The organism is Microbacterium sp. A93, from assembly GCF_051842835.1.
Genome location: NZ_JBPXMT010000002.1, coordinates 199,561 through 221,271, shown reverse-complemented (window position 1 = coordinate 221,271; position 21,711 = coordinate 199,561). Strand labels below are relative to the sequence as shown.

Below are 21,711 nucleotides of genomic sequence, written 5' to 3'. Positions count from 1 at the left end.
ACCGGCTACAGGACCGTGAAGCCCTCCGGCAGGTCCCCGCGGCCCGTGATGGCCATGACCAGATCGACCGCCTGGCCGTTCTCGACCGCGAGTTCGGCCGCCAGGCTGATGACCTCGGGCCACGCCGCCGAGAGGCCCGACGGGACGTCCTGCCCCGTGGCGCGGGCCAGGTCCGCCGTGTGGACGGCCAACTCGAAGGTGCGGCTGGGCAGATAACCTGCCAGAGTCATGGTGCCGACGGGCGTGCGCAACACGGCGTCGTCCGGGGTGCGGTCCACCACGGCCATGGTCAGGACGCGGTCCCGGTCGATGGCCTGGGCGGGTTCGTCCCCCAGCGCCTGGCCGGCGAGCCGGCCGCGTTCGGCCACGCCCTCGTCGTCGTGACGGCCCCAGAAGGCCCGGTAGTACGCGACCGGCCCGTCGACGAACGGGGCGCCCGGTTCCGTCCCGGCCTCCAGATAGGCGGTGACGTTGACGATGGCACGGTTCACGTGGCCGGCCAGGTCCCGCACGGTCCATTCGCCGAGGCCAGGAGCCTCCCAATCGATGATGTTCGCACAGACCGTGGCCAGGGCCGTCGACGCGGCGCGGTAGGCCTCGACGTGGGGTCGAGGGGCGGGTCCGGTGGGCAGCGGGGTGGGGGTGGCTGTGGGCTTCATGTCCTCAGGATCACATGAGCACCCGGTCAAGGTCAGCGTCTGGTTGACGTGGCCCCCGGCGCTGCGGACGTGGTGGTGGCCTCGGCGTGGCCATCGCGCTCGAGGCGATGCGGATGGTCGAGGCGGGCGTGGCCAGTGCCGAGGAATTCGACAACGCCATGGTGCTCGGCTACAAGCGCCCCACTGGGCCGCTGCGCACCACGGACATCGTGGGCCTGGATGTGCGCCTGGGCATCGCCGAATACCTGGTCTTCACTCGAGGCGAGCTCGGCCGCAAGTCCGGGCAGGGCTTCTTCGACTGGAGCTGACCGCCCCTGGACTGCTCTCGAACCATGATCACGGCCGCGCCAGAGGTCGGGACACACCGAGCCGGTCGACAGTTGTCGCTCTCGTGATCTTGGTTGGCCTCCGGCTCAGCGGGCGTCCACGTCCTCGAAGATGAGGAACGTCTGGGTGTCGAGCACTCCGGGCATCGACTGGATCAGATCGAAGACCACGCGCCGCAGGTCCTGGTTGTCCCGCGCCCGGACCAGCATGATCACGTCGAAGTTCCCACCCACCAGACTGACATGGTGGACCTCGGGGATCGCGGACAGGGCATCCCGCATCTCCCGCCAGCCGTGCTGGCGCAGCTTGAGCGTCACGTACGCCGAGGATCGCAGCCCGGCGCGCACGGGCTCAACCACCGCGCTGTACCGGGTGATGACCCCGTCATCCTGAAGCCGGTTGATCCGGGCGTAGGCGTGGGCCCGGGAGACGTGGACCCGCTGGGCCAGGGCCGTCACGGACTGCCGGGCGTCCCGGGTGAGTTCGGCGAGGATGCGATGGTCCACGTCGTCGAGCCGGGTCGGTGTGTTCTCCATCGGATCCCCTTCGGCATTTCAGTATCAGAACATCCACCAAAGTAGCCTGCCTCAGCCAGTCCGTCCACGATATTCGGGACTTGTGGCGACGGATGCCGTGCCAGAGTCACACTGGGGGTAGCAAAGTGTCGTCAAAGGTGACGGAGCCCACTGTGGCACCCGGCCGAACCCAGGAGGAACCATGGAGATCACCGACACCGCCCGGAGCTTCGGCATCTCTCCCGAGGACTACATGCTCCCCTCGCGGCACCTGATCCGGATGGTGGATCCGAACGGGGCCCTGCTGCCGACCGCGGAGCAGGGCACCGAGCCGGGACACGAATACCCGATCCCGGACGACGAGGTCCTGGTGCAGGCCTACCGCAAGCTCGTGGCGGGCCGGCGCATCAATGACCAGAACTCGGCCCTGGTCCGCCAGGGCCGGATGGCGGTCTATCCCTCCAGCCACGGCCAGGAGGCCTGCCAGGTGGCGGCGGCCGCCTGCCTGTCCGAGGGTGACTGGCTGTTCCCCACCTACCGGGACACCGTGGCCGTGATCTCCCGCGGCGTGGACCCGATGGAGGTGATGACCATCTTCCGTGGCGACTGGCACGGCGGTTACGACCCGCAGCGGGAGAAGGTCGGCATCCAGTCCACCCCGCTGACCACCCAGCTGCTGCACGGCGTCGGGGTGGCCCACGCCGCCCGGTTGCGCGGCGAGGACACCGTGGTGGTGGCCCTGTGCGGGGACGGCGCCACCAGTGAGGGGGACTTCCACGAGGCTCTGAACTTCGCCGCCGTCTTCCAGCTGCCGGTGATCTTCTTCGTGCAGAACAACCAGTATGCGATCTCCGTGCCGCTGGCCCGCCAGACCGTCGCGCCCTCCCTGGCACACAAGGCCGTGGGCTACGGGATGGCCGGGGAGCGCGTGGACGGCAACGACCTGGTGGCGCTGCTGTCCGTGCTGGAGCGCGGTGTCCGGCTGGTCCGCGCCGGGGCCGGCCCGCTGCTGGTGGAGGCCCACACCTACCGCATCCAGGCCCACACCAATGCCGACGACGCCACCCGCTACCGCGATGATGCGGAGGTCCGCGAGTGGCTGGCCAAGGACCCGGTCACGCGGATGCGGACCTACCTGAGCGGCCGCGGCCTGCTCACCGGCGACCTGCAGTCGCAGTTCGAGCAGGAGGCAGAAGAGGTGGCCCAGGCACTACGGGACGGCATGAACCAGGAGTCCGCCCCGGACCCACAGGAGTTGTTCCGGCACGTCTACACCGTTCCCACGCCCCAGCTGGCCGAACAGGCGGAGCGGCTGGCGGAGGAACTGGCCCGTGAGGAGGCATCATGAGCAGCATTGAATTCACCGGCACGGACACCGGCGCCGTGGAGGTGGCCGTCGACGCCGCCCGTGAGTCCGCCACCCGGGCCGGGGGCGCCGGGATCCCACGGGAACGCCCGGAGTCCCCGAAGGCGCCGGTGCGGACCGGCCCGGTCACCATGGCCAAGGCGCTCAACGCGGCCCTGGCCGATGCGATGACGGCCGAGGCCGGGGTGGTGATGTTCGGCGAGGACGTGGGCACCCTGGGCGGGGTCTTCCGCATCACCGACGGGCTGGCCGATCGCTTCGGCACCGGCCGCTGCTTCGACACCCCGCTGGCCGAGTCCGGCATCGCCGGGATGGCCGTGGGCATGGCGATCAACGGGATTCGCCCGGTCATCGAGATGCAGTTCGACGCCTTCGCGTACCCGGCCTTCGAGCAGATCGCCTCGCACATCGCCAAGATGCGCAACCGCACCAGCGGGCGGATGGCCCTGCCGATCGTCATCCGCATCCCGTACGCCGGTGGCATCGGAGGGGTGGAGCACCACTGTGACTCCTCCGAGGCGTACTACGCCCACACCCCCGGGCTGAAGGTCGTCACCCCGGCCACCGTGGCGGACGCCTACCTGCTGCTGCGGGCCGCGATCGACTCCGATGACCCCGTGGTGTTCATGGAGCCGAAGAAGCTGTACTTCGCCAAGGACCCGGTGGACCTGGACGCGCTGCGCGAGCAGTACGACGCCGGCCGGTCCGGTCCCGGTGCCGGTGCGGATCCGCGCGCAGCGCTGGAATCCGGCGGGGCCGCCGTCGCGCGCCAGGGCACCGACGCCACGCTGGTGGCCTACGGTCCTTCCGTGCCCACCGCCCTGGCCGCGGCCGAGGCGTCGCAGGCCGAGGGCCGGTCCCTGGAGGTCGTGGACGTGCGGACCATCGTGCCGTTCGACGACGCCACCGTGACCGCCTCGGTGCGGAAGACCGGGCGCGTGGTGGTCATCTCCGAGGAGACCGGCTTCGGCTCGGTGGCCGGGGAGATCGCCGCCCGCATCCAGGAGCGGTGCTTCCACTCGCTGGCCGCCCCGGTGCTGCGGGTGACCGGATTCGACGTGCCGTATCCCGCGCCGAAGCTCGAGCAGTATTTCCTGCCGTCGGTGGACCGCATCCTCGACGCCGTCGACGACCTGCAATGGGAGGACTGAGATGACCGTGCGCACGTTTCTGCTGCCGGACCTGGGGGAGGGGCTGACGGAGGCGGACATCGTCCGCTGGCTGGTCGCCGCCGGGGACACCGTGGCCGTGGACCAGCCGATCGCCGAGGTCGAGACCGCCAAGTCGCTCGTGGAGGTGCCGTCTCCCTTCGCGGGGACGGTGGCGACCCTGCACGCCGAGGCGGGCACCACCCTGGAGGTCGGGAAACCGCTGCTGTCCGTGGAGGACGGCGCCGCCCCGGCCGAGGGGACCAGCGCTGGGCCGCCGGCGGAGGGCGCCCAACCCTATGGTGAGGAGGAAGAGGACGACGGCGGCTCCGGCAACGTCCTGATCGGCTACGGCACTCCGGGCGGAGCCGCGAAGGGCCGCACCCGGAGACCCAGGCGTCCGGTCCCGGCTGCTGCCTCGACCGCCGTTCCGGCCGCCTCGACCGCACCTCCGGCCGCCGAGGAGCGGCAGGCGCCCCGCGTGGTGAATCCACTCGTGCGCCGGCTCGCCCGCGAGCACGGGGTGGACCTCACCGCCGTGCGGGGGACCGGGCCCGGTGGGCTGATCCTGCGCGCCGATGTGCTCTCCTCGGCCGGCACCACGGCAGGCGCGCCGGGAACCTCTGCCAACCCGGCCGCGTCCGGAGGGGCGTCGTGGGCCCCGGAGCCCACCGAGGCACTGGACCCGCGCACGGGACTGACCGTGGCCGGCGTCGAGAAGGTCTCCGGGGTGCGCAAGGTGACGGCCGCGGCGATGACCCGCTCGCGCCAGGAGATCCCCGAGGCCACCGTGTGGGTGGACGTGGACGTCACCCCGCTGGTCCAGCTGCGGGCGGCGATGAAGGCGGGCGGTGACCAGGCCGTGCCCGGAATGCTCGCCTTCGCCTCCCGCTTCGCGCTCGCGGGCCTGGCACGGTACCCCGCGCTGACCCACCGCTTCGAACAGGACGGTGCGGGCGGACACCGGATCGTGTCCTTCGACGGGGTCAACCTCGGCTTCGCAGTGCAGGCCGAGCGCGGACTCGTGGTGCCCTCGGTCCGCCGCGCGCATGAGATGAGCGCCCGCCAGCTGGACGCGGAGCTGCGGCGGCTCACCGAGCTCGCGCGTTCCGGCAAGGCGACCCCGCACGATCTGGGCGGGGGCACCTTCACCATCAACAACTACGGGGTGTTCGGCACCGACGGCTCGGCGGCGATCATCAACTACCCCGAGGCCGCGATCCTCGGGATGGGTCGGATCATCGACCGGCCCTGGGTGGTGGACGGCGAGCTGGCCGTGCGCAAGGTCATGCAGCTGTCCCTGGTGTTCGACCACCGCATCTGTGACGGCGGCACGGCCGGCGGGTTCCTGCGCTATGTGGCCGACTGCTTCGAGAACCCGGGTGGGGTGTTGGCGGACCTGTAGGTGCCAGGAGGGGGTGTTCCGGCGAAACGGTGACGGCCCAGCCTTACGGTGTCTGGGCGCCTGTTTCGGCCAGTGGCGCCGCCCCGAAGTAGGCGGACATCAGCTGCTCTGCGGCCGCCGGGTCCATCACGGTGGCCATGCCCCACACCATCAACGCGCCCAGCAGCAGGCTGACGGCGATCCAGATCGCGGATAGCCGTCCGAGGAAACGCAACTCGCGGACCGACTCGGGGTTGCCGCCGTGGGTCAGCGAGTCCCAGGCCAAGCGGGCGCTCTCGCCGGGACGAGGTGCCAGGACGCCGCCCTCGATCCGGTTGGGGGCGGCATCCGTGGTGCCGTCTCGCAGGGTGGCCACCGTCTGGCCGGTGCGGTGGTCTTGGCGTAACCGCAGGATCTGATGGCCGTGCCGGGCGAGCAGGATGTCCTCACCGAGGCTCCCGGCGGAGGCGCCGGCGAAAGGCCGGGCGCTGGGGCGTCGCACCGGGCGGACGGGGCTCGCGTGGCCCTCGGGCGCGTGGCGGGAAGATTCAGGACTCCTCATGATTTGACCATAGGCGTCATAGTGGGCTTGGATCCCCGGAATGGCGGGCCTTGTAGCCAACTTCACCTGGAGGTGTGAGCCCGCAGACAGAATTTTTGGTAGTCAAACGACGTGATCCCTCGTGATAAAGCACAGATGATCTCGGGACATCGAGCAAAGGTCTGCTGTTTTTGACTATGCTTTGGTGATGACCATCACCACGCCTCCACGCACTGCCGGTCCCGGCAAGGGCGCGGCTCGGGCCGCGACCCCCGGCCTCGACCCGGTGGTGCTCGGCCGCCGCCTGCGCCACCTGCGCAAGGAGGCCGGACTGACCCTGGACCAGACCGCTGAAGCCGTGGGGGCCACCGGCTCCCACCTCTCCCTCGTGGAGAACGGCAAGCGCGAACCCCGGTTGTCCCTGGTCTCCAAGTTGGCCACACTCCACGGGGCCACGGTGGAGGAGCTGCTGGCCACGGAGGCGCCCAGCCGGAGGGCGGCCCTGGAAATCGCCGTGGAGAAGGCCCAGCGCACCGAGCACTACGCGAGCCTGGGGTTGCCCCAGATCAAGATCTCCCCGCGCACGCCCACCGAGGTGCTCGAGGTGATCGCCGGGCTGGAGTCGGAGCTGAACCGGCGCATGGAGGAGCAGGCCGCCACCCCGGAGGAGGCCCGGCGGGCCAACTCCGAGCTGCGCCAGGAGATGAAGGCGCGCAACAACCACTACCCGGAACTGGAGCGTCAAGCGCAAAGCCTGCTGGACGCCGTCGGGCATGCGGGGGGCCCGTTGAGCCACCATGCGACCGCCGACCTGGCGGACCACCTCGGGTTCTCCGTGCATTCGGTCTCCAACCTGCCCCACTCCACCCGCTCCGTGACGGACCTGAAGAACAAGCGCTTCTACCTGGCCCGGGCGCGGAACCCGGACCATGACCTGCGCTCCGTGCTGCTGCAGGCGATCGCCTCCTACGTGCTGGGTCACGGGGAGCCGGTGGACTACTCGGACTTCCTGCGCCAGCGGGTCTACACCAACTACTTCGCGGCCGCGCTGATGATGCCGCAGAAGGAGACCGTGAAGTTCCTCAAGAACGCCAAGGCGCAGCGTGACCTGGCGATCGAGGACGTACGGGATGCCTTCGGCGTCTCCTATGAATCCGCGGCCCACCGCTTCACCAACCTGGCCACCGAACACCTCGGCATCACCTGTCACTTCCAGAAGGTCCACGAGTCAGGGGTCATCCACAAGGCCTATGAGAACGACGGGGTGTCCTTCCCCGCCGATCACACCGGGGCGATCGAGGGCCAGCAGGTCTGCCGGAACTGGACCTCGCGCGAGGTCTTCAGCGTGGGCGACCGTTTCCGTGCCTTCAACCAGTACACGGACACCCCCGCGGGGACGTACTGGTGCACCGCCGTGGTGGAGGGCCACTCCTCCGGGTTCTACTCCCTGTCCATCGGGGTGCCCTTCGACCAGGCGCGCTGGTTCCGTGGCGCGGACACCACCTCGCGGTCCGTGTCCAAGTGCCCGGATCCCGCGTGTTGCCGCGTGCCCTCGCCGGATCTGGAGGCGGACTGGGGCGGGCACGCCTGGCCCGCCGCCCGCGCCAACGCGCACCTGCTGGCGGCCCTGCCGTCGGGTGCCTTCCCCGGCGTGGACGAGGTCGAGGTCTTCGAATTCCTCCGGGCCCAGGAAGGATGACTCCCTGCCCCGGCACCTGCTGGCGGACCCGTCGGCCGGCCGGGGGAGAAGACTAGGCCACTCGACGTCACATGTCCCGTCTCTGTGAGAAAATGGAGGTCAGCCAAACTCACGGAAGGCACCCGGCCCGTGGACGGGTCAGGTGGTGGGGGAGGCCTTCGCGCCGAAGGAAAGTGACGTATACATGCAGTTGAGTCCCGGCAAGCTGGTTGTTCACCCCCACCATGGTCCCGCGGCGGTCACGAACCGTACGCAGCGCACCGTGAAGGGGACGGAGGTGACCTACATCGAGCTCACCATCCGGAGCAACAACCTGGTGGTGTCCATCCCAGAGTCCAAGGTGGAGGACATCGGTGTGCGCGAGGTCTACGGCCTAGCCCACCTGCGCACCCTGCTCGAGGTGGTGCAGGAGCCCAGCGGCGTGGAGGAGAAGCAGTGGTCCCGCCGCATGAAGGCGAACCAGGAGAAGGTGGCATCCGGGCTGCTCGAGCAGATCGCCGAGGTGGTCCGGGACCTGGGCCGCCGCCGGGACACCAACGGTTTGTCTATGGCGGAGAAGGACCTCTTCCGCAGCGCGCAGACCCCGTTGGCCGCCGAGGTCGCCCTGGCCCTGGACGTCTCTGACGAGGAGGCCGTGGAGGTCATCGACGCCGTGGCCAACGGCGCCTCACTGGATGAGCTGGGCTTCGCCGCGGACGGTTCCGCAGCGGGTGCCGAGCCCGCGATGGCCTGACGCGCCCGGTTCACGGAGGCAACTGAGTCCCACGAATTGACACCTGTCCCTGGAGACAGGGGCCAATTCGTGGGACTCAGTTGTCTCTGACGGCCGCCAGGCGGTCAGCGGACCTTCCGGTGGATCGACTTGTAGCTCAGGTAGGCGCTGAGCCCTTCGATCCCGTACTCGACGCCCATCCCGGAATCGTGCCGGCCGCCGAAGGGTGCGGCGTGGTTGGAGCCGAAGAAGTTGATCCCCACGGAGCCCGAGTCCACCCGCCGGGCCACTTCCAGGGCCCGGGACTCATCGCCGCCGAACACGATCCCGCCCAGGCCGAACTCGGTGTTGTTGGCCAGCGCGATCGCTGCGTCGGCGTTCCAATCATCGCTCGAGGCGCCCACGGCGTCCGGTGAGCCGGAGCTGGACGGTGAGAGGCCGTCGTCGTACCTCAGGATCGAGATGACCGGACCGAAGATCTCCTCGGCGGAGACCCGCATCCCTGCGGTGACATCGGCGAACACCGTCGGCTGGATGAACACGCCATCCTCCAGTCCCGGCCCCAGCGCGGTCCCGTCCACGGCGGCGCCACCGGCCACCGCGCGCGCACCCTCGGCGTGGGCGGAGTCCACGTACTCCATCACGGTCTCGTACTGGGCGCGGTGAGCGACCGGGCCGAAGACCGTGGCCTCATCCAGTGGATCTCCCTGCGGCGCCGCGGACACGGTCTCCGCCACCATCCGCACGACCTCCTCGTAGCGGGAGGCCGGGGCGATGATCCGGCTGGAGACGTAGCAGGTCTGGCCGGTGTTGCGCAGGCAGGAACGGATCAGCACGGAGGACATGGCATCCAGGTCGGCATCCGGGAGCACGATCGCCGAGGACTTGCCGCCCAGCTCCAGGGTCACCGGCCGCAGCAGCTCGCCGCAGGCCGCCGCGATCTTCCGGCCCACCGGGGTGGATCCGGTGAAGGCGACCTTGTCCACACCCGGGTGCTTCACCAGCGCGTCACCGAAGCGGCCGGGCCCGGTCAGGAAATTCACGACGCCGGCCGGGACACCCGCCGCGTGCACCGCGTCGATGATGAAGCGCAGGGACAGGGGAGTGGGGGAGGCCGGCTTGATCACCACGGTGCAGCCGGCCAGCAGGGCCGGGGCCAGCTTGATGACGACCAGGTTGATCGGGAAGTTCCACGGGGCGATCAGCCCGCAGACGCCGACCGGGTCCCGGTCCACGAGGGATTCGGCACCGCCGGCCGGGAACGGACGGAGGTCCTCGCGGTCCAGCCAGGGCGCGAGCGAGGCGAAGTAACGGAAGATGCCCGCCGCGTTGGCTGCCGCGCCGCGGGTCTCGGTGATCGGCGACCCGTTCTCGCGGGTGTTCGTCAGTGCCAGAATCTCGGACTGCGCCTCGATCGCCTCGGCGATCCGCAACAGGTACCCGGCACGCTGCGCGGCGGTGAGCGCACCCCAGCCAGCCAGCGCCCGGCGGGCCGAGCCGACGGCGACGTCCAGATCCTCGGCGGTGGCGGCGGGGACTGAGCCCCACCGCTCCCCGGTGGCCGGGTCCGTGACCGGGTTACGGGTCTCGTCTGTGGCCTTCCGCCAGTCACCGTTGATGTAGAAGTCGTCGACGTGGGTGTACGGCAGTTCCAACGCCGCGCGGCGGGCGCGGGCATCAGGCACAGAGTGACGGGGCGACGTCACAACGGCGGGGGCGATGTCACTGTGCGCTTGGGGGGTGGGGGAGGCCGGGGTCATCGGATCACCTCGGTGCGCAGCAGGGCGTTGTTGCGGTCGAGATCTGCCTGCGCCATGCGGACCGCTGCCTCCGTCTTGAGCTCAGGAACGATCTCCTCGGCGAGTCGCGTCATGTAGAAGGCGACGTCCTGGCCGAACCACTCGCAGGACATCGCGATCCCGGCCAGGTCGAACCGCCAGAGGCGGTCGGAATCCCGCACCAGGGCGTCCTCCAGGGAGAAGGCCGCCTTCCGGGTGTCGTGGCCGTCGATGATCTCGCAGACCCGCTCGACGAAGCCGGCGTCGTAGCCGAGGTCCGGCAGGACGCGGCGGGCCACCTTCATGCCCTCGACCTCGTGCTCGAAGCGGATGACGGCCTGGCGCCAGTCCCCGGCGCCACGGAATCCCTCGGAGACGATTCGGGACTGGTCCACGTGGGCCCAACCGGTGTCATGCAGGATGATGGCCACCATCACCAGCTCCCGGTCCGCCTCTGGGTAGGCATCGCACAGCCTCGCGGCGTAGGCGGCCACGATCGGCAGGTGCAGGTCGTTCGCCCGGGAACGGGTCTCCGGCACGATGGCAGACCACAGGGCGTCATGGCCACTCGACGGAGTGAGCGCGATGGGAGAGGTGTCCACCGGCCCCACGGCCGGGATGGGAAATCCCGGTTGGCCCCGGGTGAAGGCCACCGCCCGTGGATCCGCGGCGTGCGCCGTCTGATCGACTGCCATGCGTGAGGTGATCTCCTCCGGCAGGTCGGCGTGGGCCGTGGTGTCTGCGGCGCTGGTCATGCGGCCACCTCCCGGTCCACGGCGAGGCCCTTCAACGGGACGGACATGTCCCCGGCCTGCTGGGCCGGGATGTTCTGGTTCTTCCCGAGGGCGGTGCGGACGGCCATGAAGTCCAGCGGCGCGTTGACGCAGTCGGCGGCGATGATCTGGCCCTCCCGGTAGTAGAGGACCGAGAACTTGCCCTTCTCGTCGTCCCGGCGCACCACGGTGGAGTCATAGCCGAGGGTCAGCCCGGCGATCTGGAGCTTGAGGTCCGCCTGATTGGACCAGAACCACGGGATGCCCGCGTATTCCTCGCGTTGGCCCGTCAGCGAGTAGGCGGCGATCTTGGCGTGCTCGATCGCGTTGTTGACGGACTCCAGCCGGATGCGCTCGCCGTCCGGGGCGCCGGGCAGCGGGTTCGGCATGTTGGCCACGTCTCCGACCGCCACGGTGGTGCCGTCAGAGGCTAGCGCGTAGCGGTCCACCACGATCCCGTTGTCCACCTCCAGGCCCATGGACTCGGCGAGCTCGGTGTTCGGGATGACGCCGATGCCGATCAGGACGAGTTGGGCCTTGACCACGGAGCCGTCTTCGAGCTCCACGCCGGAGACGCGGCCGGAACCGTCATCCACGAAGCGGGACATCCTGGCATCCAGTCGGATGTCGATACCCCGGGACCGGTGGGACTGAAGGAAGTACTCGGACGTGTCCTCGCCCACGGCGCGGCCGACCAGGCGGGATCCGTGCTCCAGGACCGTAGTGGACTTGCCCATGCCGTGCAGGGAGCAGGCGGCCTCCAGACCGATGAACCCGCCACCGACCACGACCACGTCCTCGAAGTCGCCAAGGCGTGCTTTCAGGTCCAGGGCGTCGTCCGCGCTGCGCAAGTACACCACGCCGTCGAGGTCCGCGCCGGGCAGCTCCAGCCGTCGGGCGCGGGCGCCGACAGCCAGGGCCAGCCGGCGGAACGGGTACTCGGTGCCATCGGTGGCCGTGGCCACGCCGGAACCGTCGGCGTTCTTGGTGACGGATTCGATCCTCGCCCCCTTGACGAGCTCGATGTCGTGATCGTCCCAGTACTCCTGGGAACGGAAGATCAGGTTCTCCTTGTCCACGGCGCCCTGGAGGAATTCCTTGGACAGGGCGGGACGCTGGTAAGGCCGGTGGTTCTCCTCGCCCAGCAGCGTGATGTGCTCGGCGAAGCCGGTGCCGCGCAGGGAGACGGCCAATTGCACGCCGGCCTGGCTGGCGCCGATGATCAGCAACCCCGTTTCGGGGCTGTCGGTTCGGGCCACAATGTTCTCGGTGGTCATGGTGCTCCTCGAATCGGCCTGGGTTCAGACCTGGGTCTCGGGGGTGGTCACATGGAGGTCCATGTCCTCGGTGACCTTGATCTGGCAGGACAGGCGCGAGCAGTCCTCGCGGTCCACGGTGGTGCCGTAGAGCATCTCGTCCTCCATCTCGGACATCTCCGGCAGGGACTCGGCGTCTTCTTCGCGGACGAAGACGTGGCAGGTGGCGCAGGACAGCGAACCGCCACATTCGGCGACGATGCCCGGCACGCCGTTGCGTACCGCAGTCTCCATGACGGAATCGCCCTGGTTGGCATTGATGTCAAGGGTGGTGCCCTCGTGGTCGGTGTAGTGGATGGTAGGCATGTGGTCCTCCTGGAATCTGGTCAGATGAACTGTCGTCCGCCGTCGACCACAAGGGTCTGGCCGGTGATGTAGCCGGCACCGGGGGAGGCCAGGAACAGGGCGGCGCCCACCATGTCTCCGGGTTGGCTGGCCCGCTTGATGGAGCCTCGGTCCACGCCATACGTCTCGGCGTTTTCCATGTGGCCGTAGCTGGCCTCCGTGAGCGTGAACCCCGGGGCCAGGGCGTTGACGGTGATGTTCCGGGTGCCGAGCTCCTTGGCCAGGACCCGGGTCAGGGCCACCACACCTCCCTTGGAGGCCACATAGTGCGCCCATTCGGCGGAACCGGAGAAGATGGTGGCGCTGGCGAGGTTCACCACGCGTCCGCCGTCCGGTAGGTAGGGGCTCGCGGCGCGGGTGACGAGCCAGGGTCCCTTGAGGTTGACTCCCATGACCTGGTCCCATTCGGCCGGGTCGATGTCCTCGAACGGTGACCGCTTGATGGTGGCGTAGATGGCGGCGTTGTTGACGACCACATCGATGGCCCCGTTCCCGAAGTCGGCCACCTGGGCGGCGAGCTCGGTGACGGAGGACAGATCGGTGACGTTGACCCGGAAAGCACGGGCATCGGTGCCGGAGGAGCGGATGGCCTCGGCCGTCGCCTCCGCCCCCTCGAGGTTGATGTCCGCGACGGCGATGCGCTCGCCCTCCGCCGCGAAGCCCTCGGCGAAGGACCGCCCGAGACCGCCGGCGGCGCCGGTGACGAGTACGGTGCGCTCAGACATGGGTGGCGGCCCCCTCCTCGGCGGTCACAGCATGCTGATGGCTGTGGGCGCCCGGGCCCTCGACCACGGTCGCGGCGTGGTCTCCGTCAAGGATCAGGACGGTGCCCTTGTTGCCGTCCACGCGCAGCAACTGGCCGGTCTTGATCGTCGTGGAGGCACTGCCGGTGCCGGTGACAGCGGGCAGGGCATACTCGCGGCAGACGATGGCAGCGTGGCTCATCATGCCACCGATGTCCGTGACGGTGGCCTTGATCTTGCCGAAGATCGGGCCCCAGGACGGTGCTGTCACCGGGGCGACGAGGATCTCGTCCTGCTGGATCTGGGAGAGGTCGTCCGCGTCCATGATGACTCGGGCCACGCCCTCCACGATCCCGGGGGAGGCGGCCATGCCCTTGAGCACGCCCTCAGAACCCTCCTCACCGGCATCGAGCCAGGACTCCACCTGCTCGGTGGTGATGCCCCACAGCATGCGGGTGAACGGTTCGGTGATGGCCTCCGGCGGGGTGTTCAGCGCCGGGGCCGGCCGGGCGCTCTTGAGGGCCGTGACCAGCCGGGCGCGTTCGGCGATGATCTCGGGCCAGACGTGGGGGCCGATGGGCCCCTCTGGGTTCCCGACGCCCCAGGAGGCGACCAGGTCGAACAACGCGTCGCGGACCTCGTTGCGGCCCAGGTAGAGCAGGTCGTCCTCGTGCTCCCAGAAGCCGTAGCCGTGCATGGTCCGGGACAGCTCCCGGACCTTGCGCCAGAAGACGCCCATGGTCCAGTGTTCGATATAGAAGTTGTGGTTCTCCACGTAGGGGTAGGCGGTGGCCGCCAGACCGCGCTTGGCGTCGAAGGTGGTTAGCTGGTCCCCGTCCAGCAGGTCGCGGTATTCCTCCACGATCCGATCCTTCTCCGCGATGAGCGCCTCCTTGGGGCGCATGATGTCCTGTCCCTCATCCAGGCGGCGGATGTAGTCGGCGATGTAGCCGAGCGGGATCTCCAGATATTCGTTCCAGTACTTGTCATGGCCATAGAAGCCATTGCCCACGGTGAAGTTGAACCAAGGGTCCTGGGCCTCGGCCCAGCGGTCCAGCCACCTCTGGCCGCCGTCGGCTGCACCGATCGATGCCAGGGTGAGGTCGACGTCGTCGGGCTTTGCGAAGCTGCCCTGCAGGCCGAGCTCGACCGCGAGGGTGGCGAGGTGCTTGAGCTCGTCGTCCGGGCGGAACAGTTCCATGTCCACGCCCTGGACCATGGTCGCGATCGACTGGTCCGGGATGTCCGGGAAGATCTCCTTGCAGTAGTTGAAGAAATCCAGGTAGGCGATGTAGCCGAGGTTGAGGAACTCGAAGTGGTACTGCCAGTTCTGGTAGGCCAGCTGGATCAGGCGGTCGTAGTTCTCCAGCAGCACCTCGGATCCGTCCGTGCCCTTGCCGGAGATGATGTCCTCCATGGGCACCATGTCCGGAAGTGGTTTGAACTCCAGCGTCTCCATCTCGTCGATGGTGCCCAGGACCTTGGTCTTCCACTGCTGAAGCAGGGTGTCCCAGTTCTGGAAGTAGTGGCCCACGCGGGCCTGGAACTCAGGCACGCGGGCGGCGATCTCCTCCTCGGGCACCGGCAGGGGGGAGAAATACAGGTAGCCCAGGTGGATGCGGAAGTCGATGCCCTTGGCCGTGGGGATCATCAGGTGCCGGGCGTTGTACTGGCCCAGGCACTTGGAGGCGAACTCGGTGCCCACGGTCTCGAACGGCTTGAACACGGTGGGCCAGTGCTGGGAATCGCAGAACCAGAACTTCTCGTCCTCGACGGCCTTCAGCTTGTCCTGGAAGACGAGATAGTAGGGGTACAGCTTCTCCCAGCCCTCGGCGCCTTCGGGCACCGGCAGCTCGGACGGCTTGGGGAACGACTTCGCGGACATGGTGTCTCCAATGCGTTGGCCACCCGGAACGGTTCCGGGGGTGTGGAGTGAAGCGGAGAAGTGGCTCGGGCGGTGGGGGCGTAGCGGCCCTACCGGCCCGTGCCCATGAGGGACTGGGTGATGGAACTGAGGTCGAAGGCCCCGGGGGCCGGGTTCGTCGGCTGGGACGAAGCTGTCGGCTGCTGCCCGGCGGTGCCGTTCGAGTGCACGGTCTCCGGCCGGGACTGCAGCAGCAACAGGTTCTCGCCGTCCGGCAGATCGGCATCGATGGCCCACTCGATGTCCTGCGGGCACTTGTAGTGTTTCTCGGCCTTTTTCGCCATCTTCGCCACCTGCATCAGCTCCGCATCCGTCAAGGACCGGATCGCGGCCCGGTCGGCGGGTACCTCGCGTTCGACCAGCGTGGCGGCTGCCGCGTCGGGAACCAGCTCTGCGTGCTTGTCCCCGATGTGCTCGGAGACGACCTGCAGGGTGATCTTGTCCATGACGATGTTGTCGGGGGTGACCTGTCCGGAGACGACCATCTCGCCGACGCCCCAGGAGGAGTCGATGGTGAGCTTGGAGCGGTCGCCGTTGGCCGGGTTCATGGTGATGGCCACACCGGCCACCCGGGCATTCACCATCTTCTGGACCACCACGGCCATGGAGAGCCCCTCGTTGGCGATGTTGTTCTTCAGTCGGTAGATGATGGCCCGGGAGGTGTAGAGGGAGGCCCAGCACTGGCGGATGTGCTCGGTCACGGCTGGCAGCCCGGTCAACCACAGGTAGGTGTCCTGCTGGCCCGCGAAAGAGGCATCCGGCAGATCCTCTGCGGTGGCGGAGGAACGCACGGCAACCGGGACCTCGTCCCCGCAGACCTGCATCAGGGCGGTGTACGCCTCGACGACGGCCTGGCGGGTCGCGTCCGGAACCGGGCGGCTGCACAGGTCCTTGCGGATGGCTGCGGAGACGCGGTCCACCTCGTCCACGTTGTCCGCGTCAAGGCCGTCCAGCAGCGTGGTGATCTGCCGGGCGATGCCGGCCTCCGCCACGAAGGCGTCATAGCTGGCGGTGGTGACCACGAAGCCGGGCGGCACGGGCATGCCGGCGGCGGTCATGGACACCAGGGACGCCCCCTTGCCACCGAGGTTCTCAAGCACGGGTTCGCGGCCGTCGTCGAAGGTCTGGATGTATTGGGTGAGATCGGGAGTCATGGTAATCCTGACGGGTCAGGCGGTCCAGGTGACCGGAACGGTCTCGGGAACGCGGAAGGACAGGTTTTCGCGGAAGGGGATGTCGGCGTTGTCGGCGACACGGAGTGAGGGGATGAGGCGGGTGGCCTCCTCCAGGCAGATCTTCGCCTGCAGCTTGGCCAGCTTGTTGCCGAGGCAGTAGTGGATGCCGAACCCGAAGGACAGGTGCTCACGGGCATTGGCGCGGGTGATATCGAACTCCTCGGGCTCCTCGAAGTGGCCCAGGTCCCGATTGGCCGATCCCACCACCAGCAGCAGGCCCTCGCCCTCCTTGATATCCTGCCCGGCGACTACGGCGTCCCGGGTCGCCTTGCGGCGCCAGGCGACGATGGACCCGGCGTAGCGCAGGACCTCCTCGATGGCACCGGGGATCGTCTTCGGGTCCTCGATGAGAGCCTTCCACTGGTCCCGATAGGTCGGCAGCAACCGGAAGCAATTCGCGATCAGCGTGGTCGTGGTCTCGTGGCCGGCGAACAGCAGTGAATAGAGCAGCGAGGCGATCTCGTGATCCGAGATTTCGGCACCCTCCGCCTGGGCACTGACGATGTCAGCGGTGAGGCTGTCCCCGCCCTGTTCCTTGGCCTGGGTCACCAGGGACTGGCATTCCTGCCAGTACTCCACGAGGTTGTGGGCATGCGGCACCTGTTCCTCATTGGAGAGGTTGCCCCAGGTCATAGCGGCGCGGGAGTCGCTCCAGCGCTTGTAGTCGTCGATCTTCGCCAGATCCGCCCCGATCAGGGTGAGGATGGTGATCGTCGGGATCTCATAGGCGAGGTCCCGGAACATGTCCCCGGTGGCGCTCTCACGGGCCAGCATCCCCTCGAGCCGGGACACCACGTTGGCGCGGATCTCCGGCTCCATCACCTTGAATCGGCGCGGCGTGAAGGCCTTCTGGGCGATCGCCCGGATGCGAGTGTGCTCCGGGGGGATGCGGGCGGACAGGCCTGAGTAGGCGGTGAATCCGCCGTCGGCCATGACCTTCGTGGCCTGCGGGCCACGGGGACGGACGGGGGCCTGGGCGTTCTGCGAGGAGAAGGTCTCCCAGTCGTCGAAGACGGCCTTGATGTCGTCGTAGCGGGACACCACCCAGAGGTCGGTCCGGGCGTCGTAGAAGATCGGGGCCTCCTCGCGGAGGTTGGCGTAGGCGGGGAAGGGATCCTTCTGGTCGAAGGGCCGGTAGCCGTGGTATTCGGCTGCCTCCCCGCTCCGGTCTTTGCCGCCGTGTCCTAAGGGGCAGGTGCCGGCGGGTGCCTCGGTGCTGCTGGTCGACTCGGTGGTCATGTCGTCTCCTGTCCGTGGCCTGTATGGGAACCTATCTCCGGCGGGCCACCTGTGGGGCTGTGACGTGGGTCACGCTTAGGGCTTGCACACCATCATTGGTCGCCCGCCGAGGGGGTGTCATGATTCTTTTCACTGAGTGGAAACGACTTGGTGGGGTACGCGGTGGACAGACGAGGAGGCGTGGGCGAGGAGGCGGGGAAAAGACGGCTCGGGTCGGTTACGATCCGCGGTCCGGGTCCAGGCCCGGGTCCCGGTGTGCCTTGAGCAGGGTCTCCAGGGGGATGGACCTGGTGGCCTCCTCGATCCGCGCGCTGACGGCTTTCAGCACCGGCACGTGCTTGGCCAGGGTGCCCGAGCGCTCCAGCGGGAGGACGATCCCCAGGGCGGCCCCGATCCGACCTGTGTGGAAGACGGGGACGGCGATCGAGCAGGTGTCCGGGTTCTGCTCACCCTGGGTGACGGCGAAGCCCCGTGCCCTGGTGCGGTCCAGGTCGGCGGCGAGTGCGCGGGGGCTGGTGATGGACCGCGGCGTGGAGGGCGGCAGCTCCAGGTCGAGGTAGGCGCTGCGGACCCAGGGTTCCTCGAAGGCGAGGATCACCTTGCCGACCGCCGTGGTGTGCAGCGGGAGCCGGCCGCCGACCTGGGCGGACTGCGGGACCCGCCGGGTGTCGAAGACCCGCTCGATGTACACCACCTCACGGCCATCCCGGATGGCGATGTGCGAGGTCTCCCGGGTCAGCGAGAAGACGTCCTGGACGAACGGCTTGGCCGTGTCCCTCAACTGGCGTCCGACGTTCTGGGCCATCTCCCACACGCGTAGGCCGAGCTGGTAACGGCCGTTGGTGGTGCGGGAGATGAACTGCCACTCGGTCAGCTCGCCCACCAGCCGGTGGGCCGTGCTGACCGGGACGTCGGCGATCGTGGCGATCTCCGTCAGGGCCAGTGGTCGTTTCTCCGACTCGAAGGCGGTCAGCACGGATAGCAGTTTGTCCGTGACCGACCGCCCCGCCTCGCGGTTGCCCCCGGCCATCAGGACCGGTTCCGATGGGCGCGGGCCGCGGCGACGAACCAGTCGACGGAGCCGGGATTGGCCAAGGAGCCCCGATTGAGGACGTCCTCCGGTGCATGCCCCAGGAACAGCCGCTTGATGGGGATCTCGATCTTCTTCCCGGCGTGGGTCACCGGCATCTCCGGGGTCTGGATGACCGCGTCCGGCACGTGACGGGCACTGGTGCGGGCGCGGATGGTGTCCGTGATGCGTTCCGTCAGGTCGTCCGTCAGCTGCTGTCCCTCCTGCAACACCACGAACAGCGGCATGTAGTAGCCGCCGCCGGCCTCCTCGACGCCGATGACCAGGGAGTCCACCACCTCGGGCACGCGCTGGACGGCCGCGTAGATGTCCGCGCTGCCCAGCCGGACGCCCTGCCGGTTGAGGGTGGCATCAGACCGGCCGTGCACCACGAAGCCGCCCCCGAGGGTCTCGGTGATCCAGTCGCCCTGGGTCCATTCCCCGGGGAACGTCTCGAAGTAGGAGCCGCGATACCGGGAACCGTCCGCATCGCCCCAGAAGGACACGGGCATGGACGGCATCGGCCGGGAGACCACGAGCTCGCCAACCTCGCCGACGACAGCCTCGCCGGCCTCATTGCGGGCGCTCACGGCCACCCCGAGCAGGGGACCCTGGAGGTGGCCGAGGTATACGGGCTCCAGCGGGTTGGAACCGATGAAGCCAGAGCAGATGTCTGTGCCGCCGGTGTCGGAACCGAGGTGGACGTCCGGCTTGACCTCATCGTGCACCCACTGCCAGGTCGACTCCGGTAGCGGGGACCCGGTGGACAGGATGGACCGCAGGGCTGAGAGGTCCCAGTCCCGGCCGGGGTGGACCCCGGCGTTCTGCGCCAGGGTCAGGTAGGCGGCACCGGTGGCGAACATGGTGGCCCCGGTGCCGGCCAGGATCTCGAACTGGTGGTCCTTTCGCCCGTAGGTGGGGGACCCGGGATAGGTCACCACGGAGGCGCCGACCATGAGATTGTTGACCAACGTGTTCCACACCATCCAGGAGGTGTTGGCGGCCACATAGTACAGGTCTCCCGGACCCATGTCCTGGTTCAGCCCGCAGCCCTTCGTGGCCTCCAGGGCCATACCGCCGTGGCCGTGCACAATCCCCTTGGGGGCACCGGTCGTCCCCGAGGAGAACAGGACCCACAGGGGGTGGTCGAAGGGCAGCCGCGTGAAGACCGGATCCACCGCGTGCGCGGTGATCGCCGTCGAGTCCTGGTGCGCGAAGCCGACCCGCTCGGAGGGCAGCTCCGGATCGAGCTTCTTCACCAGGATGGTGTGCTTCAGCGTGGACAGTCCGGCACGGATCTGGGCGAGATGGTCCAGCCGCGGGTACTTCTTGCCGTTGAAGCGGTAGCCGTCGGTGCCGATCAGCACGGTCGGTTCCAGCTGGACCAACCGATCCAAGGTGGCCTGGACGGAGAGGTCCGGGGAGTTGATGGTCCACACCGCCCCGATGGAGGCCGAGGCGAGCAGCCCGACGATGGCCTCCGGGATGTTGGGCAGCACCGCGGCGACGCGGTCGCCCGGCTGGACGCCGACGTCGCGCAGGTGCCGGGCCAGGGCACCCACCCGCCCGGCGAGCTGAGTCCAGGTGATGTCCCGGCGGAAGCCGTCCTCGTCCACGTCGACAATCGCGGGGATGTCCGCCAGGTCCGGGTCCTGGGCGTGGCGCAGGACGTTCTCGGCGAAGTTCAGCCGGGCCCGCGGGTACCAGACGGCTCCGGGCATCCGCTCCTCCGCGAGGGCCGGGCCGTCGAAACCATCACCGAGGATCCCGAAGTACTGGCGCACCGAGTCCCAGAAGTCCGACAAGTCGGTGACGGACCAGGTCCAGACCTCCCGGTAGTCCGCGAGGCTCACTCCATGCCGGTCCTCGGCCCAGCGCATGAAATCACTGAGCCGGGATCCGGCAGCCTGTTCGGGGGTCGGACGCCACGTGACGGGGGGACGGTCGGCTGCGGTGCTCACGGTCCCTCCGTTCCGCTCGGTGCAGCGGTGGCCTCCGCGGCCCCCGCCGGTTCCCGCAACAGCTCGGACAGCTCCTCCAGCGAATCCAGGACGAGGTCCGGGGTGTTCTCCGCGGCCGCGCTGCGGGCGTCCTCGCGGGAGTTCGTCCCCGTGGTCATCAGGACGCCCACGGCGCCGTTCTGCCGGGCCATGCCCGCCTCCATGCGCAGGTCGTCGCCGACGATGAGCAATTGTCCGGCACTGGCGCCGGTCTTCCGGCAGATGGCCTGGAAGGCCTCGGTGGAGGGCTTGCCGAGGACCTTGTACGGGCGTCCGGTCACGTGGGTCAGCCCGGCGGCGATGAATCCGGAGACCCCCACGTTGAGGCGTTCGTGCGAGGCGAAGGTCGGGGCCGCGGAGGTGGTGTACAGCTCGGCGCCAGCCAGGACGGCCTCGGCGGCCGCCACGATCTTGGACCGGCCGAACTCCGTGTCCCAGCCGACCACGACGGCGGCCACGTCACCGGCGCGTCCGGCGATCGCCTCGTCCACGTCCACCATCGGCACCCCGCGGGCCGCGAACGGCTCGGTGACGCCCTCGCCGCCGAAGACGAGGACCTGACGGCCCGGGTACCGGCTGGCCATGGTCTCGGCCGCCACGACGGCGGGGGTCATGACCTGGTCGTTGGCCACGTCCAGGCCGAGCTCGCGCAGGGTCGTGGCGATGGCGGAGGGGGTCTGGAACGAGCCGTTGGTGAAACACACGACGTCCCGGCCGGTGGAACGGGCCGTCTCCAGGGCTCGGCGGGCGCCCGGCAGGACGGTGCCGCCGTAGCCGCTCGGTTGGTCGGCCAGCAGCAGGCAGCCGTCGATGTCGAACATCACCCCGCGGGTGGCGGCGATGCGCTCGGCCAGCGGCCGGTCCAGAGTCGCTGAGGAGGTCGCGGCGGTCGCGGTCATGTCGGTTCCTGTCGTTGGAGAGGTGGTTTCGGGCGAGGC

General features: G+C 68.9%; 19 protein-coding genes and 1 pseudogene. 6 read left to right on the top strand and 14 right to left on the bottom strand.

Features of this window, described 5'->3' with window-relative positions; translation table 11 throughout:
- Positions 1 to 5 precede the first annotated feature (5 nt).
- The gene (locus tag ACSU1G_RS05275; RefSeq protein ID WP_439278870.1) at positions 6 to 659 is read right to left on the bottom strand and encodes a maleylpyruvate isomerase N-terminal domain-containing protein; all 654 of its coding nucleotides are present in this window, start codon (positions 657 to 659) and stop codon (positions 6 to 8) included.
- A gap of 80 nt (positions 660 to 739) precedes the next feature.
- Here ACSU1G_RS05275 and ACSU1G_RS05270 point away from each other — a divergent pair.
- Positions 740 to 967: pseudogene (locus ACSU1G_RS05270) on the top strand (3-hydroxyacyl-CoA dehydrogenase family protein); the annotation flags it as partial.
- A 105-nt stretch (positions 968 to 1,072) separates the two neighbouring features.
- Here ACSU1G_RS05270 and ACSU1G_RS05265 read toward each other — a convergent pair.
- Positions 1,073 to 1,522 (bottom strand): Lrp/AsnC family transcriptional regulator, encoded by a 450-nt coding sequence (locus ACSU1G_RS05265; RefSeq protein WP_439278869.1) that lies wholly within the window; start codon positions 1,520 to 1,522, stop codon positions 1,073 to 1,075.
- Between the two features lie 181 nt (positions 1,523 to 1,703).
- Here ACSU1G_RS05265 and ACSU1G_RS05260 point away from each other — a divergent pair, with 181 nt between their 5' ends.
- The 3 genes from ACSU1G_RS05260 to ACSU1G_RS05250 are packed head-to-tail and all read left to right on the top strand — an operon-like array spanning position 1,704 to position 5,420.
- Complete coding sequence (locus tag ACSU1G_RS05260) at positions 1,704 to 2,849, top strand: thiamine pyrophosphate-dependent enzyme (RefSeq protein WP_439278868.1); 1,146 nt, start codon at positions 1,704 to 1,706, stop codon at positions 2,847 to 2,849.
- Positions 2,843 to 4,018 (top strand): alpha-ketoacid dehydrogenase subunit beta, encoded by a 1,176-nt coding sequence (locus ACSU1G_RS05255; protein ID WP_439279400.1) that lies wholly within the window; start codon positions 2,843 to 2,845, stop codon positions 4,016 to 4,018. Before ACSU1G_RS05260 ends, ACSU1G_RS05255 begins: the two co-directional genes overlap by 7 nt.
- Position 4,019: 1 nt before the next feature.
- Positions 4,020 to 5,420 (top strand): dihydrolipoamide acetyltransferase family protein, encoded by a 1,401-nt coding sequence (locus tag ACSU1G_RS05250; protein ID WP_439278867.1) that lies wholly within the window; start codon positions 4,020 to 4,022, stop codon positions 5,418 to 5,420.
- A gap of 43 nt (positions 5,421 to 5,463) precedes the next feature.
- Here ACSU1G_RS05250 and ACSU1G_RS05245 read toward each other — a convergent pair whose 3' ends face one another.
- The gene (locus ACSU1G_RS05245; protein ID WP_439278866.1) at positions 5,464 to 5,961 is read right to left on the bottom strand and encodes a hypothetical protein; all 498 of its coding nucleotides are present in this window, start codon (positions 5,959 to 5,961) and stop codon (positions 5,464 to 5,466) included.
- Positions 5,962 to 6,148: 187 nt separating this feature from the next.
- Between ACSU1G_RS05245 and ACSU1G_RS05240 the strand changes: the two genes are divergently transcribed.
- Positions 6,149 to 7,639 (top strand): helix-turn-helix domain-containing protein, encoded by a 1,491-nt coding sequence (locus ACSU1G_RS05240; protein WP_439278865.1) that lies wholly within the window; start codon positions 6,149 to 6,151, stop codon positions 7,637 to 7,639.
- 184 nt (positions 7,640 to 7,823) lie between these two features.
- Positions 7,824 to 8,372 (top strand): CarD family transcriptional regulator, encoded by a 549-nt coding sequence (locus ACSU1G_RS05235; RefSeq protein ID WP_439278864.1) that lies wholly within the window; start codon positions 7,824 to 7,826, stop codon positions 8,370 to 8,372.
- Positions 8,373 to 8,476: 104 nt separating this feature from the next.
- Here ACSU1G_RS05235 and ACSU1G_RS05230 read toward each other — a convergent pair whose 3' ends face one another.
- From ACSU1G_RS05230 to ACSU1G_RS05180, 11 genes are all read right to left on the bottom strand, one after another.
- Positions 8,477 to 10,111, bottom strand: coding sequence for an aldehyde dehydrogenase family protein (locus tag ACSU1G_RS05230; protein WP_439278863.1), 1,635 nt, complete (start codon positions 10,109 to 10,111; stop codon positions 8,477 to 8,479).
- Positions 10,108 to 10,884: an HD domain-containing protein gene (locus tag ACSU1G_RS05225; protein WP_439278862.1), complete on the bottom strand. Its 777-nt coding sequence runs from the start codon at positions 10,882 to 10,884 to the stop codon at positions 10,108 to 10,110. The genes ACSU1G_RS05230 and ACSU1G_RS05225 overlap by 4 nt, the downstream gene beginning before the upstream one ends.
- Positions 10,881 to 12,179, bottom strand: coding sequence for an NAD(P)/FAD-dependent oxidoreductase (locus ACSU1G_RS05220; RefSeq protein ID WP_439278861.1), 1,299 nt, complete (start codon positions 12,177 to 12,179; stop codon positions 10,881 to 10,883). The genes ACSU1G_RS05225 and ACSU1G_RS05220 overlap by 4 nt, the downstream gene beginning before the upstream one ends.
- Before the next feature lie 24 nt (positions 12,180 to 12,203).
- Positions 12,204 to 12,524 carry a 2Fe-2S iron-sulfur cluster-binding protein gene (locus ACSU1G_RS05215; RefSeq protein ID WP_439278860.1) on the bottom strand — a complete coding sequence of 107 codons (321 nt, stop codon included), beginning with the start codon at positions 12,522 to 12,524 and terminating at the stop codon, positions 12,204 to 12,206.
- 20 nt (positions 12,525 to 12,544) lie between these two features.
- Positions 12,545 to 13,288 (bottom strand): SDR family NAD(P)-dependent oxidoreductase, encoded by a 744-nt coding sequence (locus ACSU1G_RS05210; protein WP_439278859.1) that lies wholly within the window; start codon positions 13,286 to 13,288, stop codon positions 12,545 to 12,547.
- The gene (locus ACSU1G_RS05205; protein ID WP_439278858.1) at positions 13,281 to 15,191 is read right to left on the bottom strand and encodes a PEP-utilizing enzyme; all 1,911 of its coding nucleotides are present in this window, start codon (positions 15,189 to 15,191) and stop codon (positions 13,281 to 13,283) included. Before ACSU1G_RS05205 ends, ACSU1G_RS05210 begins: the two co-directional genes overlap by 8 nt.
- Before the next feature lie 89 nt (positions 15,192 to 15,280).
- On the bottom strand, positions 15,281 to 16,384 hold the full coding sequence (locus ACSU1G_RS05200; protein WP_439278857.1) for a PEP/pyruvate-binding domain-containing protein: 1,104 nt from the start codon (positions 16,382 to 16,384) through the stop codon (positions 15,281 to 15,283).
- Positions 16,385 to 16,399: 15 nt separating this feature from the next.
- Entirely contained in the window at positions 16,400 to 17,704 is a 1,305-nt protein-coding gene (locus tag ACSU1G_RS05195) for a cytochrome P450 (protein ID WP_439278856.1), read from the bottom strand.
- Between the two features lie 217 nt (positions 17,705 to 17,921).
- The gene (locus ACSU1G_RS05190) at positions 17,922 to 18,734 is read right to left on the bottom strand and encodes an IclR family transcriptional regulator (protein ID WP_439278855.1); all 813 of its coding nucleotides are present in this window, start codon (positions 18,732 to 18,734) and stop codon (positions 17,922 to 17,924) included.
- Positions 18,734 to 20,734 carry an acetoacetate--CoA ligase gene (locus tag ACSU1G_RS05185; RefSeq protein ID WP_439278854.1) on the bottom strand — a complete coding sequence of 667 codons (2,001 nt, stop codon included), beginning with the start codon at positions 20,732 to 20,734 and terminating at the stop codon, positions 18,734 to 18,736. Before ACSU1G_RS05185 ends, ACSU1G_RS05190 begins: the two co-directional genes overlap by 1 nt.
- Positions 20,731 to 21,672 carry an HAD-IIA family hydrolase gene (locus ACSU1G_RS05180; protein WP_439278853.1) on the bottom strand — a complete coding sequence of 314 codons (942 nt, stop codon included), beginning with the start codon at positions 21,670 to 21,672 and terminating at the stop codon, positions 20,731 to 20,733. Before ACSU1G_RS05180 ends, ACSU1G_RS05185 begins: the two co-directional genes overlap by 4 nt.
- Positions 21,673 to 21,711 lie beyond the last annotated feature (39 nt).